14 protein-coding genes are annotated in these 15,371 nt (G+C 72.4%); 10 read left to right on the forward strand and 4 right to left on the reverse strand.

Annotated features, from left to right (window positions below):
- Positions 1 to 67: 67 nt before the first annotated feature.
- From AB0L06_RS22600 to AB0L06_RS22610, 3 genes are all read right to left on the reverse strand, one after another.
- A complete protein-coding gene (locus AB0L06_RS22600; protein WP_500233036.1) occupies positions 68 to 445 on the reverse strand; it encodes a VOC family protein in 378 nt (125 codons plus the stop codon).
- Positions 446 to 520: 75 nt separating this feature from the next.
- A complete protein-coding gene (locus tag AB0L06_RS22605; protein WP_500233037.1) occupies positions 521 to 1,231 on the reverse strand; it encodes a helix-turn-helix transcriptional regulator in 711 nt (236 codons plus the stop codon).
- 42 nt (positions 1,232 to 1,273) lie between these two features.
- Positions 1,274 to 2,302, reverse strand: a complete 1,029-nt coding sequence (locus AB0L06_RS22610; protein WP_500233038.1) for a PHP domain-containing protein — start codon at positions 2,300 to 2,302, stop codon at positions 1,274 to 1,276.
- 245 nt (positions 2,303 to 2,547) lie between these two features.
- Here AB0L06_RS22610 and AB0L06_RS22615 point away from each other — a divergent pair, with 245 nt between their 5' ends.
- From AB0L06_RS22615 to fabF, 10 genes are all read left to right on the forward strand, one after another.
- Positions 2,548 to 3,960, forward strand: a complete 1,413-nt coding sequence (locus AB0L06_RS22615; protein WP_500233039.1) for a sensor histidine kinase — start codon at positions 2,548 to 2,550, stop codon at positions 3,958 to 3,960.
- The gene (locus AB0L06_RS22620) at positions 3,957 to 4,622 is read left to right on the forward strand and encodes a response regulator (protein ID WP_500233040.1); all 666 of its coding nucleotides are present in this window, start codon (positions 3,957 to 3,959) and stop codon (positions 4,620 to 4,622) included. The genes AB0L06_RS22615 and AB0L06_RS22620 overlap by 4 nt, the downstream gene beginning before the upstream one ends.
- 338 nt (positions 4,623 to 4,960) lie before the next feature.
- Positions 4,961 to 5,914, forward strand: a complete 954-nt coding sequence (locus AB0L06_RS22625; RefSeq protein ID WP_500233041.1) for an alpha/beta hydrolase — start codon at positions 4,961 to 4,963, stop codon at positions 5,912 to 5,914.
- Positions 5,907 to 7,400: an acyltransferase family protein gene (locus AB0L06_RS22630; protein ID WP_500233042.1), complete on the forward strand. Its 1,494-nt coding sequence runs from the start codon at positions 5,907 to 5,909 to the stop codon at positions 7,398 to 7,400. The genes AB0L06_RS22625 and AB0L06_RS22630 overlap by 8 nt, the downstream gene beginning before the upstream one ends.
- Before the next feature lie 24 nt (positions 7,401 to 7,424).
- A complete protein-coding gene (locus AB0L06_RS22635) occupies positions 7,425 to 8,489 on the forward strand; it encodes an alpha/beta hydrolase (protein WP_500233043.1) in 1,065 nt (354 codons plus the stop codon).
- A 658-nt stretch (positions 8,490 to 9,147) separates the two neighbouring features.
- Positions 9,148 to 10,329, forward strand: coding sequence for a PucR family transcriptional regulator (locus AB0L06_RS22640; RefSeq protein WP_500233044.1), 1,182 nt, complete (start codon positions 9,148 to 9,150; stop codon positions 10,327 to 10,329).
- Between the two features lie 126 nt (positions 10,330 to 10,455).
- Positions 10,456 to 11,373 (forward strand): ACP S-malonyltransferase, encoded by a 918-nt coding sequence (locus AB0L06_RS22645; protein WP_500233045.1) that lies wholly within the window; start codon positions 10,456 to 10,458, stop codon positions 11,371 to 11,373.
- Positions 11,370 to 12,341, forward strand: coding sequence for a beta-ketoacyl-ACP synthase III (locus AB0L06_RS22650; RefSeq protein ID WP_500233046.1), 972 nt, complete (start codon positions 11,370 to 11,372; stop codon positions 12,339 to 12,341). Before AB0L06_RS22645 ends, AB0L06_RS22650 begins: the two co-directional genes overlap by 4 nt.
- Before the next feature lie 53 nt (positions 12,342 to 12,394).
- On the forward strand, positions 12,395 to 12,646 hold the full coding sequence (locus tag AB0L06_RS22655) for an acyl carrier protein (protein ID WP_500233047.1): 252 nt from the start codon (positions 12,395 to 12,397) through the stop codon (positions 12,644 to 12,646).
- Positions 12,647 to 12,865: 219 nt separating this feature from the next.
- Positions 12,866 to 14,149 carry a beta-ketoacyl-ACP synthase II gene (fabF, locus tag AB0L06_RS22660; protein ID WP_500233048.1) on the forward strand — a complete coding sequence of 428 codons (1,284 nt, stop codon included), beginning with the start codon at positions 12,866 to 12,868 and terminating at the stop codon, positions 14,147 to 14,149.
- Between the two features lie 189 nt (positions 14,150 to 14,338).
- Here fabF and AB0L06_RS22665 read toward each other — a convergent pair whose 3' ends face one another.
- Complete coding sequence (locus tag AB0L06_RS22665) at positions 14,339 to 14,689, reverse strand: VOC family protein (protein WP_500233049.1); 351 nt, start codon at positions 14,687 to 14,689, stop codon at positions 14,339 to 14,341.
- Positions 14,690 to 15,371 lie beyond the last annotated feature (682 nt).

Below are 15,371 nucleotides of genomic sequence, written 5' to 3' on the forward strand. Positions count from 1 at the left end.
TTTCGGCGGTTCGGGCGGTTTCGGCGGCGCCCGGAAGGCCGTCCGCCGGTGTCAGGCGGAGCGGGGGTCAGGCGGACGGCGGGGAGAACACGCCGAAGTGGTGGCCGGCGCTGTCCTGGAGCTGGGCGATGGTCAGCCCGGCCTCGGTCTTCCTCGGCGGGACGACCACCTGGCCGCCGAGCTCCTCCGCGCGGGCGACCGTCTCGGCCACGTCCCGCACCACCACGTAGAAGATCGCGTAGTCGGGGAAGTGGCCGTCCGACTCCAGGATCCCGCCGGACGGACGTTCCGTGCCCGGCGCGGTGACCTCGTGGTACGTCATCTCACCGGAGTCGTCGATCTTGAAGGACCAGTCGAACAGCTCCCCGTAGAAGCGCTTGGTCTCGTCCGGCCGCTCCGTACCGATCTCGAACCAGCCCACAGAGTTGAACGGCACACCGGCCATGAGTCTCTCTCCTTCGCTCTTCCGTGCGTCGAAGAGAGGTTCGCGTGGACGGGCGACAACCCCCTGTCGGTGTTTTCAGGCGAGTTCGAGCGCCCTCGTGCGGATCTCCCGCGGCGGTTCACCGAGCGAGTCCCACGACCGCTCGGGCGCGATCTCGTCCAGCGGGACGGCGCGCAGGAGCCGGTCGAGGCGGAACACCCGGCATTCGCCGCGCAACCGGCACCAGGCCAGCAGGTACCAGCCGCGAGCGGCCACCGTGAACGCCTGCGGCTCGACGTCCCGCTCGGTCTCGGCGCCGTGGCGGTCGACGTAGGTGATCCGGACGACGCGCCGCGCGAGCATCGCCTCCTCCAGCACCGCGTCCCGCGCGGGCCGCGCGACCGCGGTCTCCTCCTTCGGGACGTGGAACCGGATGCGCGACGCCAGATCGCGGGCGGCGAAGTTGTCCGCCTCGGGCATCACCGAAAGGATCTTGTTCAGTGCCGTCCGCGCCGCCCGCGCGTAGAGGCTGTCCCCCGCCCGCCCGAGGCAGATCGCCAGCGCCACGGCCTCACTCGCGGTGAAGTTGACCGGCGGCAGCGTCCGCTCCTTGTCGAGCGTGTACCCGCCGCCGCGCCCGACGTCCGCGTAGATCGGCACCCCCGCCTGCTGCAACGCACCGATGTCACGCTCGATCGTCCGGACGCTCACCTCGTAGAGCTCGGCCAGCTCCCGTGCGCTACGGCGGCGCGGCGCGCTCGCCCGCAGTTCCTCCACCAGTGCATACAACCGGTCAGTGCGGTTCACCCCTCCGACCGTACGCAACCTCTCCGACAAAACGGCTTCGGGTCAGCGCTTGGCGCGGGTCCAGGCCAGGACGTCCGCGGCGGGGAGGGTGTTGACGACGCGGTCGGCGGGGACGCCGCAGCGGGCGGCGCGGTCGCAGCCGTTGGGCAGCCAGTCGAGCTGTCCGGGGGCGTGGGCGTCGGAGTCGATCGAGAACATGCAGCCCGCCTCGACCGCGAGGCGGAGGAGCCGTTTGGGCGGGTCGAGGCGCTCCGGGCGGGAGTTGATCTCCACCGCGACGTCGTAGGCGACGCAGGCGTCGAAGACCAGCCCCGCGTCGAACTCGGACTCCGGACGCAGGCCGCCGCGCCGTCCGCCCGCCTTGACGATCCGTCCGGTGGCGTGACCGAGGACGTTGACCCGCGGATTCGCGATGGCCTTGACCATGCGCTCCGTCATCGCGACGCGCTCCATGCGCAGCTTGGAGTGAACGCTGGCGACCACCACGTCCAGCCGTTCGAGCAGATCCGGCTCCTGGTCGAGGGAGCCGTCGTCCAGGATGTCCACCTCGATCCCGGTGAGGATCCGGAACGGCGCGAGCTCGGCGTTCAGTTCCGCGACCACGTCGAGCTGGCGGCGCAGCCGCTCCGCCGACAGGCCGTTCGCGACGCTCAGCCGGGGCGAGTGGTCGGTGAGCGCCATGTACTCGTGCCCGATCGAGATCGCGGCCTCGGCCATCTCGCGGATCGGCGAACCACCGTCCGACCAGTCCGAATGCAGATGCAGATCGCCCTTCAGCGCGGCCCGCAGCCGTCCGGCGGCCTCGTCCACGGGCTCGCCCTCGGTCGCCTCGAGCCGCCGCAGGTAGACCGGGGTCTCACCACGCAGCGCCTCGCCGATCACCAGAGCCGTCACCTTGCCGATACCGGGCAGCTCACCAAGGGTTCCCTGCTCAGCGCGTTGTTCCAGCTCGTCCGGCGGGATGCGGTCCACCAGTTCCGCGGCCTTGCGGAAGGCACGCACCCGGAACGTCGGCTCCTGCGCACGCTCCAGCAGGAAGGCGATCCGCCGCAATGCCTCAGCAGGCTCCATATCTGGAATCTTGCCCCACCCGAGCGCCCGAACCCCACCGCATCCACAAGCAGGGACCGCACGGCCCTGGGCACGAGACGCCCGGCCGTAGGGCCCGTGGCGCGAACGCGAACCTGAGCGGTGGAGACGGGGGCGGGCGAGGGGCGCAGGACCAGGGTCGATTTTGGGCGTAGAACCTGGGTATGACGGGCGGCTGGCACCTCGGTGGCATCCGGGCGTGGCCTGGGCTTCTCTAACCTAGGGGCGTGAACGGCGAAGGGGAGCGCGAGGGGGCCGGGCCGGCGGCGACCGTCCGGCTGTTGGGGCGTCCGCTCGCCGCAGCACTGTGGCGAGGCCAGGCCGAGCCGCCCGATCCGGACCCGCCCTGGCCTTTCATGCTGCGCTGGACGCGTTTCATCGGGATCGGACGGCTGCCCTTCCGCCTGGTCGCGCAGGGGTTCGACCTGTTCGTCGCCGTGATCCTGCTGTTCAGCGGCCTCTCGGTGCTGTCGGAGCGGCTATCGCCGCATCCCACGCCCGCACTGATCGACGACAGGCCGGTGCACACCCCGCCCGCTCCGGCCTTCCTGGTCATCCTCCTCGCGATCTGGCTCGCCGCGCCGCTCGCGCTGCGCCGGAGACATCCCCTGGGGGCCTGGCGGCTGGGCGCCACGGGAATGCTGGTCACGGCCATGTTCTCGAACGCGGACGGCCGCTTCGCCCCGCCCGGTGTGTTCGCGCTGCTGTTCGTGCTCTACGCAGTCGCGTCGCGATGCTCGCGCGAGGTCACCATCGGAGTCACGCTGGTGACCGTCCTCGGGGCGGCCCTGCTGCAGCCGCCCACGGCGGCGGGCGGGGCGGTCCTGATCGCGGTGCCGCTGCTGGTGGGCTTCCTCGTGCGCATGCGACGGACGTCCCGGCGCGAGCTGGAGCAGCAGGAGCGGCGGCACCGCGACGCCGAGGCCGTCCTGCTCGAGCGGCAGCGCATCGCACGCGAGCTACACGACGTGGTCGCCCACCACATGTCGATGATCGCCATTCAGGCGGAGGCCGCCCCCTACAAGGCCCAGAACGTCCCGGAGGAGACCCGCCAAGACCTGGCCGAGATCCGCGCGACCGCGCTCGACGCGCTGCGGGAGATGCGCCGCATCCTGGGGGTGTTGCGCCAGGAGGACGGCGCGGTGACCGCTCCGCAGCCGAGCCTCGAACGCCTGGACGAGCTGCTCGCGGGCGCACGCGGCACGGGGCTGGAGGTGTCGTCGAAGGTCATCGGCGACGTCTCCGGTCTGCCGCCCGGCGTGGGCCTGACCGCCTACCGGATCGTCCAGGAGGCGCTGAGCAACGCGATGCGGCACGCGCCCGGGTCGGCGGTCGGGGTCGAGGTCGCCCGTGCGGGCGGGATACTACGGCTGAGCGTCGTCAACGGCCCGGCCGCCCCCGGCCAGTCCCCCACGCCCTCGCCGCCGGGCGCGGGACACGGTCTGGTCGGCATGCGCGAGCGGGTGGCGATGCTCGGCGGCGAACTGTCCGCCGTGACCGTCGCCGAGGGAGGATTCGCCGTGACCGCCACGTTGCCCGAGACCGCACCACCGGACGCCCCGTCCGCCCCGTCCGCGCGCGTCTCGCCGCCGGACGGGCGCCCGTCGGGCGATGCGCGACCGGAGACGTCCGCCTCATGACGATCCGGGTGATGATCGCCGACGACCAGGGCATGGTGCGGACCGGTTTCGGCGTGCTGCTCAACGCCCAGCCCGACATCGAGGTCGTCGGCGAGGCCGAGAATGGTGAGCGGGCCCTGGCGGTGGCCGATTCGCTCCGTCCCGACGTGGTGTTGATGGACGTCCGGATGCCAGTGATGGACGGCCTGGAGGCGACCCGCAGGATGCTGGCGTCCGGCCCGGACGCCGCACCGAAGGTGCTCATGCTCACCACCTTCGACCTGGACGACTACGTCTACGAGGCGCTGCGCGCCGGCGCCTCCGGCTTCCTGCTGAAGGACGCCTCGGCGAACGAACTGGCCGAGGCGGTCCGGGTCGTCGCGGCGGGCGACGCGCTGCTGTCCCCGTCCATCACCAAGCGGCTGATCTCGGAGTTCGCCCGGCTCGGCGCCCCGCGCGGCCCGTCCAGATCCCGCCTGGACGAGCTGACCGAGCGGGAGACCGAGGTGCTGGCCCTGGTCGCCCGCGGCCTGTCCAACGCCGAGATCGCCGCCGAACTGGTCGTCGCCGAGCAGACCGTGAAGACCCACTTCGGCCGCATCCTCGCCAAACTCGGTCTACGCGACCGCGCCCAGGCGATCGTCTACGCCTACGAGGTCGGCCTCGTCCGCCCAGGCGAATGATCCACACCCCCGGCTGACCGGCGCCAACGCACCGGACACGCTCTCAGCCGCACACCGGCTCGATTCGCCCCGGCTCGCTCCGGCTCGGCTCGGCTCGGTTCGTCCGTTCCGGCTCGACCCCACCCGGCCGACCCGGCTCGGCTTGTCCGTTCCGGCTCAGTTCGGTTCTACGCGACTCGGCTCGTCCGTTCCGCGCCTGGGTTTCGGTCGGCCGTGTAGGACGCGTAGTACCCCGGTGCTACGTGGGAAGACGGCACCGCCGGTTGATCCCCGTTACAGACGCCGGTTCCTACCTTCCTGATCAGTGGTGAAGCACTGTTCAGGAAGGGATCTCGAGAATGCGGATCATCGGACGCCGGAGCGCCGCGGCCGTCGCCGTGCTGGCCGTGGCCGGTTCGACCGCGGCGGCCGGACACGTCCCCGATCCGTACGCCGCGCCCGGTCCGCTGCCGGGCCTGACCGGCGCCGGAACGCTGCCCGCGCGGTACGCGGCCGTCCACGCCCAGATCGAGGCCGCCCACGCCACCGCCGAGCGCGCGCATGACGGGGGCCGCGCGCGGGCGCTGGCGGGCTTCCTGGCGCCCGGCCGCACCTTCCTGTCCTTCGACGCGCGGGGTTCGGGCCGGGCGGTCGAGGTGACCGGCGACCTGGCGCACGCCGACCGGGTGGCGGTCGTCGTGCCCGGGGCGGACGGGCGGCTCACCAACTTCGACTCCTGGAAGTGGGCGGGCGGCGGCGCGCGGTCCATCGCCGGACAGGCCCGCCGCGAGGCGCCCGGCGCCCGGCTCGCGGTGATCGCCTGGCTCGGCTACGCCTCACCGTCCACGCTCAGCACCGCCGTCCTCACCGACGACGGCGCCCGCACCGCCGCCACCGCGCTGCGCGCGCTGGTCACGGACGTCCGCCGCCTCAACGGACGCGCCGGGATCGCCCTGCTCTGCCACAGCTACGGCTCGGTCGTCTGCGGCCGGGCGGGCAAGGCCGGGCCGCTGCCGGTGGACGAGGTCGCGCTGTTCGGCAGCCCCGGCACCACGGCGAGCTCGGCGCGGCAGATCTTCCCGTCCGCGCAGGTGTGGGCGGGCCGGTCGTCCGGCGACTGGATGCAGTTCGTCCCCCACGTCCGGCTGCTCGGGATCGGTTTCGGCCGCGACCCCCTGTCGTCCGCGTTCGGCGCCCGCCGCTTCGCCGCCGGGGGCGGCCCGCACAGCGCCTACCTCAAGCCGGGGTCGACCCCGCTGGCCAACCTCACCCGCATCGCCCTGCGCGAGGAGGCGGAGGTGACCCATGGCTGAGCAACCCGCGCTCCCCGCCTGGCACGCCGAGCGCTACCGCCGCCTGTCCGAGGACAGGCCGAGCCTGGTCACGGTGATCGAGGCGACCACCCCCGAGACCCGCGACCGGGCCGTGGACGCCCTCCGCGCCCTGGCCATCCTCGGCGTCGTCCTCGGCCACTGGCTGGTCACCGCCCTGGTCGACACCGGCGGCGTCCTGCACACCGCCAGCCCCCTGGCCTCCATGCCCGCCCTCGACCCGATCAGCTGGCTCTTCCAGACCCTCGCGATCTTCTTCCTCGTGGGCGGCTACACCGCCGCCCGCGGCTGTCCATCACCCGGCGGCTCCTATCGGGCATGGTTCGGCCGGCGGCTCGTTCGGCTGGTGACGCCGGTTTCCGCGCTGCTGGCGGTGTGGGCCGCGGCCGTTCCGGTGATGATCCTGGCCGGGTACCCGAACGGGACGATCGTCACCCTGATCAATCTGGTCCTGGATCCGCTGTGGTTCCTGCTGGTGTTCCTCGGGCTCACCGCCCTCACTCCGGTCGTGGTCAAGGCCGTCCGCCGCTGGGGCGCCTGGAGCGCGGCGGTTCCGGTGGCGATCACAGCGTCGGTCGATCTGGCCCGGTTCGGCCTGGGCGCGCCGCAGTGGATCGGCTGGATCACCGTCGCGTCCGCGTGGCTCGTCCCCTTCACACTGGGAGCGGCCTGGGCACAAGGCTCCTTCGCCACCCACCGCGACGGTTCCTCCCTGGCGGCTGCGCGCGTTCCCCACCCTCGCCACCACCCCGCAACCCACCCATCCCAATCCACACCCCAGCCATCCCAATCCGAGCCCCCCACACGCGAGCCCCTCACACCCGAGCCCCTCACACGCAGAACCCACACACTCCGAACCCGCATACCCGGGCGTGGGCAGGCGCTATCGGCGTGGTCGGGGTGGCTTCGTGGGCATCGTGCGGCGTTGGGGTTGCTGATCGGCGGCGGCGCGGCGGCGGTCGCACTCGTGGTGTTCGGCGGGTACCCGGCGAGCATGGTCGGGGTACCGGGGCAGGCGGTCTCGAACCTGTCACCGCCGACGCTCACCTCCGTCGCGTTCGGGCTGGCGCAATGTGGCGCGGCGTTCCTTCTGCGCGGGCCGCTGACCCGCCTGATGCGCCGTCCGGTGCTGTGGGCGGGGGTCGCCATGGTGAATCTCTCGGCGATGACCGTCTTCCTCTGGCACCAATCCGCGCTGCTGGCCGTTTCAGCTCTTGTGACCAGGATCACCGGCACGGTCCCAGGGTTGCTCGACGCGCCTGATCATCCCGGGTGGGTCGTCCACCGGCTGGTCTGGATCCCCGTGTTCGCCGCCGCCCTGGCGGGCCTGTGGTCCCTGGCGCATCGGCTCGAGCGGCACATCCGAACCCAACCGATGAGCCGTCCGGTACATCTCACCAAGAGAGCGGGCGCCCCGGAAGGGGCGTCCGGAACACGCAGGACGAGCACCGGATGCACCGAGCACTGAGCGGCGTCCGGTAAGAAGGGCCCCATGCCGCAGTCTTCCGAGACGCCGCAGTCTTCTCACGAGCAGTCCGCCGACGGCACCACGGCCGGACGCCCCCACCGCCGCAGGCATCCCCTGCGGCGGCTGGCCGCCTGCGCCGTCCTCGCGGGCGGCGTGCTGCTCACCACGGCCGGAACCGGACACGCCGACCCCTACGCCAAGCCGGGCCCCGCGCCGATGCTGTCGCCGGGCACGCTCGACGCCCGCTACGCGGCCGAGCGGCTGACGATCGAGAAGGCGCTGAAGACCGCCCGCGACGTGGGCGACACCGACCGGGCCCGCGCCCTCACGGCCTTCCTCCGCCCCGACCGGCACTTCCTGTCGGTCGACCCGCGCGGTCGCGGCCAGGCCGTCGAGGTCGTCGGCGATCTCGCGCACGCCCGCCGCGTCGCGGTCCTGGTCCCCGGCGCCGACTCCACGATCGCGGGCTTCGACACCCGCGCCGGACGCACCTGGGCGTCCCCCGGCGGCGGCGCCCGCGCCGTCTACGACGAGGCCCGCCGGCTCTCCCCCGGCAGCGACCTCGCGGTCGTCGCCTGGCTCGGCTACGCCGCCCCGCGGACGTTCAGCAGCGACGTCCTCACCGACACCCGCGCCGAGAGCGGCGCGCGCGAACTACGGCAGTTCCTCGTCGGCATGCACCGGGCCAACCCGTCCGCCCAGGTGGGCCTGCTCTGCCACAGCTACGGCTCGGTCGTCTGCGGCCGCGCCGCCATGGAGGGCAAGGGCCCCGGCGGCCCCGCCTGGCGGAAGGTCTCCGACATCGCCCTGTTCGGCAGCCCCGGCACCACGGCCTGGACCGCCGCCTCCCTCGGCACCACGGCCCGCGTCTGGGCCGGACGCGGCGCCACCGACTGGATGGAGGACGTCCCCCACGTCCGCATCTTCGGCCTCGGCCTCGGCCCCGACCCGGTCTCCCGCGACTTCGGCGCCCGCGTCTTCCAGGCCGGACGCGTCGGCCACAGCGACTACCTGGCCCCGAACTCCCCGTCCCTGCGCAACCTGACCTACATCGCCCTGGGCCGCCCCACCGACGTCGCCCAAGCCTGACCCACAACCCCCACCTGGGCCGGAGTCCGAACCACGCGGATGAGCTGGTGCAGTTCCGGACGACGCGGACGATCCAGGGCAGGCCCGGACGACACGAATGAGCCGGAACAGGCCCGGACCACGCGGACGAGCCGGGGCAAGTCCGGACCACGCGGACGAGCCGAGGTCACGGACAACGTGGACAAGCCGAGGGCACGGACAACGTGGATGAACTGGGGCGAGTCCAGGCCAACGCGAATATGCCGGACCGAGCGGATGAACTGGGCGCACGGATGGCGCGGATGGACTGGGGCAGATCCCAACCACGCGGATGAGCTGGGGGCACAGACAATGCAGATGGACTAGAGCGGGTCCAGACCACGCAAACATGCCGGGGCAAGTCCGGACGACGCGGAAGAGCTGGGCGCACGGACGACACCGATGGGCCGGGGCAGGTCTGCGCGGCGGTCGAGCAGGCGATCTTGTGGAGGGCTGGGTGGGTGGGGCCTGGCTCTCGGCGTGAAGAGCGTCGGGCTGGCCGGGGGGCTGGAGAGGGCTGGTAGGCGGACGGCCGGGCGGGGGCCGACCTTGGGGGTTACTCACCGGTACGGGGGTTGCCGGGGAGTTCGGGTGGGGTGGCGGGGCCGATTCATCACGTTCGAGGTGGCACTCTGGACGGGTGGACAGCACCAGCGACGCGGCGCTCCGCGAGCAGACCACCAAGCGCCTGGAGAAGGCGATGGGGACGTTCGGCACGGCGGCGCTCGCCAGTATGGAGGAGCAGCTTCCCTGGTTCCGGCGGATGCCGGCCGACCAGCGGTCGTGGATCGGGCTGGTCGCGCAGGCCGGGATCGCGGCGTTCGTGGAGTGGTTCGGCAGCGGCGAGTCGGCCAAGCCCGCCATCGCCGCGGAGGTGTTCGGGACGGCGCCGCGGGAGCTGATGCGGTCGATCAAGCTGCGGCACACCATCGACATGGTCCGGGTGATCATCGACGTGGTGGAGACCCGGCTGGAGGAGCTGGCCGCGCCCGGCGGGGAGGCGCAGCTCCGCGAGGCGATCCTGCGCTACACCCGGGACGTGGCGTTCGGCGCGGCGCAGGTGTACGCGCAGGCCGCCGAGACGCGCGCCGCGTGGGACGCCCGCCTCGAGGCCCTGGTCGTCAACGCCGTCCTGCGCGGCGAGGTGGACGACGGGATGCACTCGTGGGCCGCCGCCCTCGGCTGGACGGCCAAGCCGGTCACGGTGATCGCGGGCATCACCCCGGAGGACGAGGAGCCCGAGGTCACCATCGACCAGATGCAGCTGGCCGCGCGCCGCGCCCGGGTGGACGCGCTCGCCGGCGTCCAGGGCAGCCGGGTGGTCGTGGTCATCGGCGGCACCGAGGACGCGCTGGGCGCGGCCCGGCACATCGCCGCCAAGTGCGGTCCCGGCCCGGTCGTCGTCGGCCCGACCGTCGGCGATCTCTACGACTCCCCGCTGTCCGCCCGGTCCGCGCTGGCGGGGCTGCGCGCCGCCGCCGGCTGGCCGGACGCGCCCCGCCCCGTCCCGTCGGACGAGCTGCTCGCCGAGCGCGCCCTCGACGGCGACGAGGTCGCCCGCCTCCACCTCGTCGACCACGTCTACGACCCGATGTGCGACGCGGGCGCGCCCCTCCTGGACACCCTGACGACCTATCTGGAGCAGGGCTCGTCGCTGGAGGCGACCGCACGGCTCCTGTTCGTCCACCCCAACACCGTCCGGTACCGGCTGCGCCGCGTCACCGAGCTGACCGGCCTGGCGCCGACCGACGGACGCAACGCCTTCACCCTCCGCATCGCCCTCGCCCTCGGCCGATTCTCCCGCCGCCCCGCCCGTTCCTGACCGGACGACCGCCCTCCGGGCGGTGTGTCCGGGTTCGGGGTTGTAGGGGTCGTACAAAGCGTCCGGACCAAAGTTCGTGTGCTTCCGCATCGGCAGGGGGGTGGCGCACCCGGCACGCTGGATCGCGTGATTCTCCTCGCTTCGCCCGGGCAGGGCGCCCAGACCCCCGGTTTCCTAGAGCCGTGGCTGGAGGTGCCCGGCGTCGCGGACCGGCTGGCCTGGTGGTCCGCGGTCACCGGGCTCGACCTGGTGCGCTTCGGGACGACCGCGGACGCCGAGGAGATCCGCGACACCGCGGTGGCGCAGCCGCTGCTGGTCGCCGCCGCGCTGGCCGCCTACGAGCAGCTGTTCCCCGAGGGCGGACGGCCTGACGCCGTCGCCGGGCACAGCGTGGGCGAGCTGGCCGCCGCCGCGATCTCCGGCGTGCTGAGCCCCGAGACCGCGCTGGTGCTGGTCCGCGAGCGCGGCCGGGCCATGGCCGAGGCCGCGGCCGTCACCGAGACCGGCATGACCGCGCTGCTCGGCGGTGACGCCGACGAGGTGCTCACCGTGATCGACAAGCACGGCCTCACCCCCGCGAACGTCAACGGCGCCGGGCAGGTCGTCGCCGCCGGAACGATGCCGCAGCTCGAGGCCCTCGCGGACGAGCCGCCCGCCAAGGCGCGGCTGCGTCCGCTCGCGGTCGCCGGCGCGTTCCACACCGAGCACATGGCACCCGCCGTCGAGACCCTCGCCCGGCTCGCGCCCGGCGCGTCCGTCCGGGACCCGGAGTCGACGCTGCTGTCCAACCGGGACGGCGCGGTCGTGGCGTCCGGACGCGAGTACCTTGACCGGCTGGTCGCGCAGGTCAGCGCGCCCGTCCGCTGGGACGCGTGCATGGCGACGATGCGCGAGCTGGGCGTCACCGCGATCATCGAACTCCCGCCCGCGGGCACCCTGACCGGCCTCGCCCGGCGCGAGCTGAAGGGCGTCGAGCTGCTCGCCCTGAAGTCCCCGGACGACCTGGACAAGGCCCGCGAGCTGATCAAGGCCCACACCTCATGACCGGCGTCACGTTGCGCGCCGAGCCGATCCGCCCCGGTTCCCGGGTGCTGGCGTTCGGCGACCACCAGCCCGCGAAGATCGTCACCAACCACGACCTCGCCGCCGTCATGGACACCAGCGACGAGTGGATCCGCAGCCGCGTCGGCATCGTCGAGCGCCGGATCGCCGAGGACGACGAGACGATCGTCGACATGGCCGTCCAGGCGGGCGGCAAGGCCCTGGCCGCGAGCGGGCTGGCGCCCTCCGAGATCGACCTGGTCATCGTGGCGACCTGCTCGGCCGAGGCGCCGATGCCGAGCCACGCGCCGTCCGTCGCGCACCGCCTCGGCATCGAGGCGCCCGGCGCCTACGACCTGAACTCGGCCTGCTCCGGCTTCTGCTACGCGCTCGCCGCCGCCGACGCCGCCGTCCGCACCGGCGCCGCCAGGAACGTGCTGGTCATCGGCGCGGAGAAGATGTCCCAGTGGCTCGACTGGACGGACCGGTCGACCGCGATCATCTTCGCGGACGGCGCGGGCGCCGCCGTCGTCGGACCGTCCGACACGCCCGGCATCGGCCCGGTCGTGTGGGGCAGCGACGGCAGCCAGCCGGAGCGGATCCAGATCGAGAACCGCAAGGCGTACATCTCACAGGAGGGGCAGGCGGTGTTCCGCTGGGCCACCACCGCCATCGCGCCGACCGCGCTCGAGGCGATCGAGCGGGCCGGGCTCGTCCCGGACGACCTGGCCGCGATCATCCCCCACCAGGCCAACCTTCGTATCATCGACCTGATCGCGCGCCGGATCAAGGCGTCCAATGCGGTCGTGGCCGACGACGTCACGCACTCCGGAAACACCTCGGGGGCCTCGATCCCGCTGGCCCTCGCCCACATGATCGAGCGCGGCGACGTGCCGTCCGGCGCTCCGGCCCTGCTCATCGGGTTCGGCGCCGGACTGTCCTACGCTGCCCAAGTCATCCAGATTCCGTAGCCGCGGGCGCCCGCCCGCGTTCTGGACAACCCACAAAAGGAGACACCGAAATCATGGCAGTTGCCACTGAGCAGGAGATTCTGGCCGGTATCGCCGAGATCATCGACGAGATCGTCGGCATCGACAAGGCGGAGGTCACCCCGGAGAAGAACTTCATCGACGACCTCGACATCGACTCCCTGTCGATGGTAGAGATCGCGGTGGCCGCCCAGGACAAGTTCGAGGTCGAGATCCCGGACGACGAGCTGCGCAACCTGAAGACCGTGCAGGACGTCATCGACTTCGTCCAGAAGCTCAGCGTCTGACCCGTCCGCCGGGCGACCAGCCGTCCCGCCCATGGGGACGACCGGTTCCGCCCAGCCCGCGGCGCGATCCGATCGCCTCGCGGGCGGGGCGACCCGTCGTCCTCGCGATGACGGCCAGCCGTCGCCGCACGGCCACGGCGCGCCGACACCCCGGACGGACCGCGAGGTTCCGTCGGCGCGCCGTCGCCACCCCCCAGTAACGCAAGGAGCACTCACACCATGAGCAACAAGACCACCGTCGTCGTGACCGGCCTCGGTGCCACGACCCCGCTCGGCGGAGACGTGCCGTCGACCTGGTCCGCGCTGCTCGCCGGTCAGTCCGGGGTGCGGAAGCTTGACTGGGAGGGTGTCGAGGACCTGCCCGTGCGGTTCGCCGCGCAGCTCGCCGTCGAGCCGTCCGAGGTCATGCCGAAGCAGGCGCTACGGCGGCTCGACCGCTGCCAGGCCATCGCACTGATCGCGGCGAAGGAGGCCTGGCTGCACGCGGGCCTGAAGAACCGCACCAAGAAGGGCTACGAGGCGGAGGCCGAGGGCTTCGAGATGGACGGCGAGCGTCTCGGCGTCGTGCTCTCGACCGGCATCGGCGGCCTGCACTCGGCCCTCAGCAGCTACGCCACGTACGTGGAGAAGGGCTGGACGCGGGTCTCGCCCTTCACCGTCCCGATGCTGATGCCGAACGGCGCGTCGGGCCACGTCGGCATCGAGTACGGCGCGACCGCGGGCTCGCACGCCCTGGTCAGCGCGTGCGCCTCGTCCGCCGAGGCGGTCGGGTACGCGATCGACATGATCCGGACGGGCCGCGCCGACATGGTGATCTGCGGCGGCACGGAGGCGTGCATCCACCCGCTCCAGATGGCCTCGTTCGGCGTGATGCGGGCGATGTCCACCCGCAACGACGAGCCCGAGCGGGCGTCCCGTCCCTACGACAAGAACCGCGACGGCTTCGTCCTCGGCGAGGGCGCGGCCGTGATGATCCTGGAGTCGGAGGAGCACGCGCGCAAGCGCGGCGCGACGATCCACGCGATCGCCGCCGGCTGCGGCTACTCCGGCGACGCCTACGACATCGTCCTGCCGGACCCGAGCGGCTCCGGCCAGGCCAAGGCGATGCGCCGGGCCCTGGACAACGCCGACCTGAAGCCCGAGGACATCGTGCACGTCAACGCGCACGCCACGTCCACGCCGTCCGGCGACGTCGCCGAGCTCAACTCCATCAAGGTGGCGCTGGGCGACGCGGCCCAGAACATCACCGTCACCGGCACCAAGTCGATGACCGGCCACATCCTCGGCGGAGCGGGCGCCCTGGAGTCGGTGATCACCATCCTGACCCTGCGGGAGGGCATCGTCCCGCCCACCGCCAACCTGGAGGACCTCGACGACGAGGTCGACCTGGACATCGTCCACGGCGAGCCCCGCAAGATCCCGGACGGCCCCGCCGCCGCCCTCAACAACTCCTTCGGCTTCGGCGGCCACAACGTCTCCGTCGCCTTCAAGCGAGCGCTGTGATCTGACACCACGTCATCGGCCCGGCCCGTCCCAACCCGGACGAGCCGGGCCGACGCGTTCCCGCCCCATCCGTCCGCCACCACCTGGCGGATTTCCCAGCCTCCCGAGCCCACCCATCTGCCAGCTTTACGGACTCCCGGCCTCTCGAGCCAGTTCGCGGCAGAGCCACAGGCCCCGGGACGCGCGGCCTCAGCGGTGGGAGAGCACGTTGATCACTCGCCCGTCGGGATCGCGGACGAAGAACCGCCGCACGCCCCACTCCTCGTCCTGCAACGGATGCACGATCTCCGCCCCGCTGTCCCGCACGGCCGCGTAGACCGCGTCCACGTCGTCCACCTCGACACTCACATCGGGCGGAACCGGCGCCGTCCTGTCCTCCCCCACGTACAGGCTGACCTGCGTGGTCGGGACGGACTGCGAGGCGACCGTCATGATCCACCCGTGGTTCATGACCTCTTCGAGGCCCAGCAGCCCATAGAACTCCCGGCTCGCCTCCAGGCTCCCCGAGTGGAAGTTCGGCACGACCCGACGAACGGACATCGACTCCTCCAGACCATCAGACACCCACATACGCAGGAAGCCTCCCGCCCCCACCCTCCCAAACCCTCCGACACCCCAGCCACAAGTCCCCCCACTCCCATAGCGCCGTCCCCTCGGGACGCCCCTCGAGTGGCGAACTCGGCAGACCCCCCCCAGGTACCCGAGCAGAACATTCACGATCACCCCGCACTCTGCACCGTCCCGCGCACCGTGACCGACGAAGCCGTCGACGTCAGCGCAGGCGCAGAGAAACACTCGGCAACCGAATCAGCCCCCGCCCACCACCGCTTCGCCCTCCCACTCCTCCGTGCCCGAACGGAACATGTACGGTCACCCCGCGATCTGCAACGTCCTACGCACCGTGACCGGCAAACGCGTCGACGTCAGCGCAGGCGCAGGCGCAGGGAAACACTCGGCGACCGAATCGGCCTCCGCCCACCACCGAAGCGCCCTCCCACTCCTCCGTGCGCTCCCACAGCGCAGCCGCGTGACGGACCCTCACCACGATCGGCGGGGTGACCGCCGGAGCCATGTCCCGCCGAACGGCGTGTGCGGACAGAGACGTCGTCACAACCAGCGCCACCGCGGCGCCATCACTCTCGACCGGAGCATCCGTGCAGGGCCGCGCGAAGCCAAGCGGCCACAGGCAATACGCGTCGCGCATCGCAGCTCGCACGACGCA

This window comes from Spirillospora sp. NPDC052269, assembly GCF_040679435.1.
GTDB lineage: Bacteria > Actinomycetota > Actinomycetes > Streptosporangiales > Streptosporangiaceae > Spirillospora.

Excerpts from the sequence above, each read along its gene's own strand:
- AB0L06_RS22625 (WP_500233041.1), top strand. The coding sequence starts at position 4,961 with ATGCGGATCATCGGACGCCGGAGCGCCGCGGCCGTCGCCGTGCTGGCC.
- AB0L06_RS22610 (WP_500233038.1), bottom strand. The coding sequence starts at position 2,302 with ATGGAGCCTGCTGAGGCATTGCGGCGGATCGCCTTCCTGCTGGAGCGT.
- AB0L06_RS22630 (WP_500233042.1), top strand. The coding sequence starts at position 5,907 with ATGGCTGAGCAACCCGCGCTCCCCGCCTGGCACGCCGAGCGCTACCGC.
- AB0L06_RS22655 (WP_500233047.1), top strand. The coding sequence starts at position 12,395 with ATGGCAGTTGCCACTGAGCAGGAGATTCTGGCCGGTATCGCCGAGATC.
- AB0L06_RS22650 (WP_500233046.1), top strand. The coding sequence starts at position 11,370 with ATGACCGGCGTCACGTTGCGCGCCGAGCCGATCCGCCCCGGTTCCCGG.
- AB0L06_RS22600 (WP_500233036.1), bottom strand. The coding sequence starts at position 445 with ATGGCCGGTGTGCCGTTCAACTCTGTGGGCTGGTTCGAGATCGGTACG.
- AB0L06_RS22665 (WP_500233049.1), bottom strand. The coding sequence starts at position 14,689 with ATGTCCGTTCGTCGGGTCGTGCCGAACTTCCACTCGGGGAGCCTGGAG.
- AB0L06_RS22635 (WP_500233043.1), top strand. The coding sequence starts at position 7,425 with ATGCCGCAGTCTTCCGAGACGCCGCAGTCTTCTCACGAGCAGTCCGCC.
- AB0L06_RS22620 (WP_500233040.1), top strand. The coding sequence starts at position 3,957 with ATGACGATCCGGGTGATGATCGCCGACGACCAGGGCATGGTGCGGACC.
- fabF (WP_500233048.1), top strand. The coding sequence starts at position 12,866 with ATGAGCAACAAGACCACCGTCGTCGTGACCGGCCTCGGTGCCACGACC.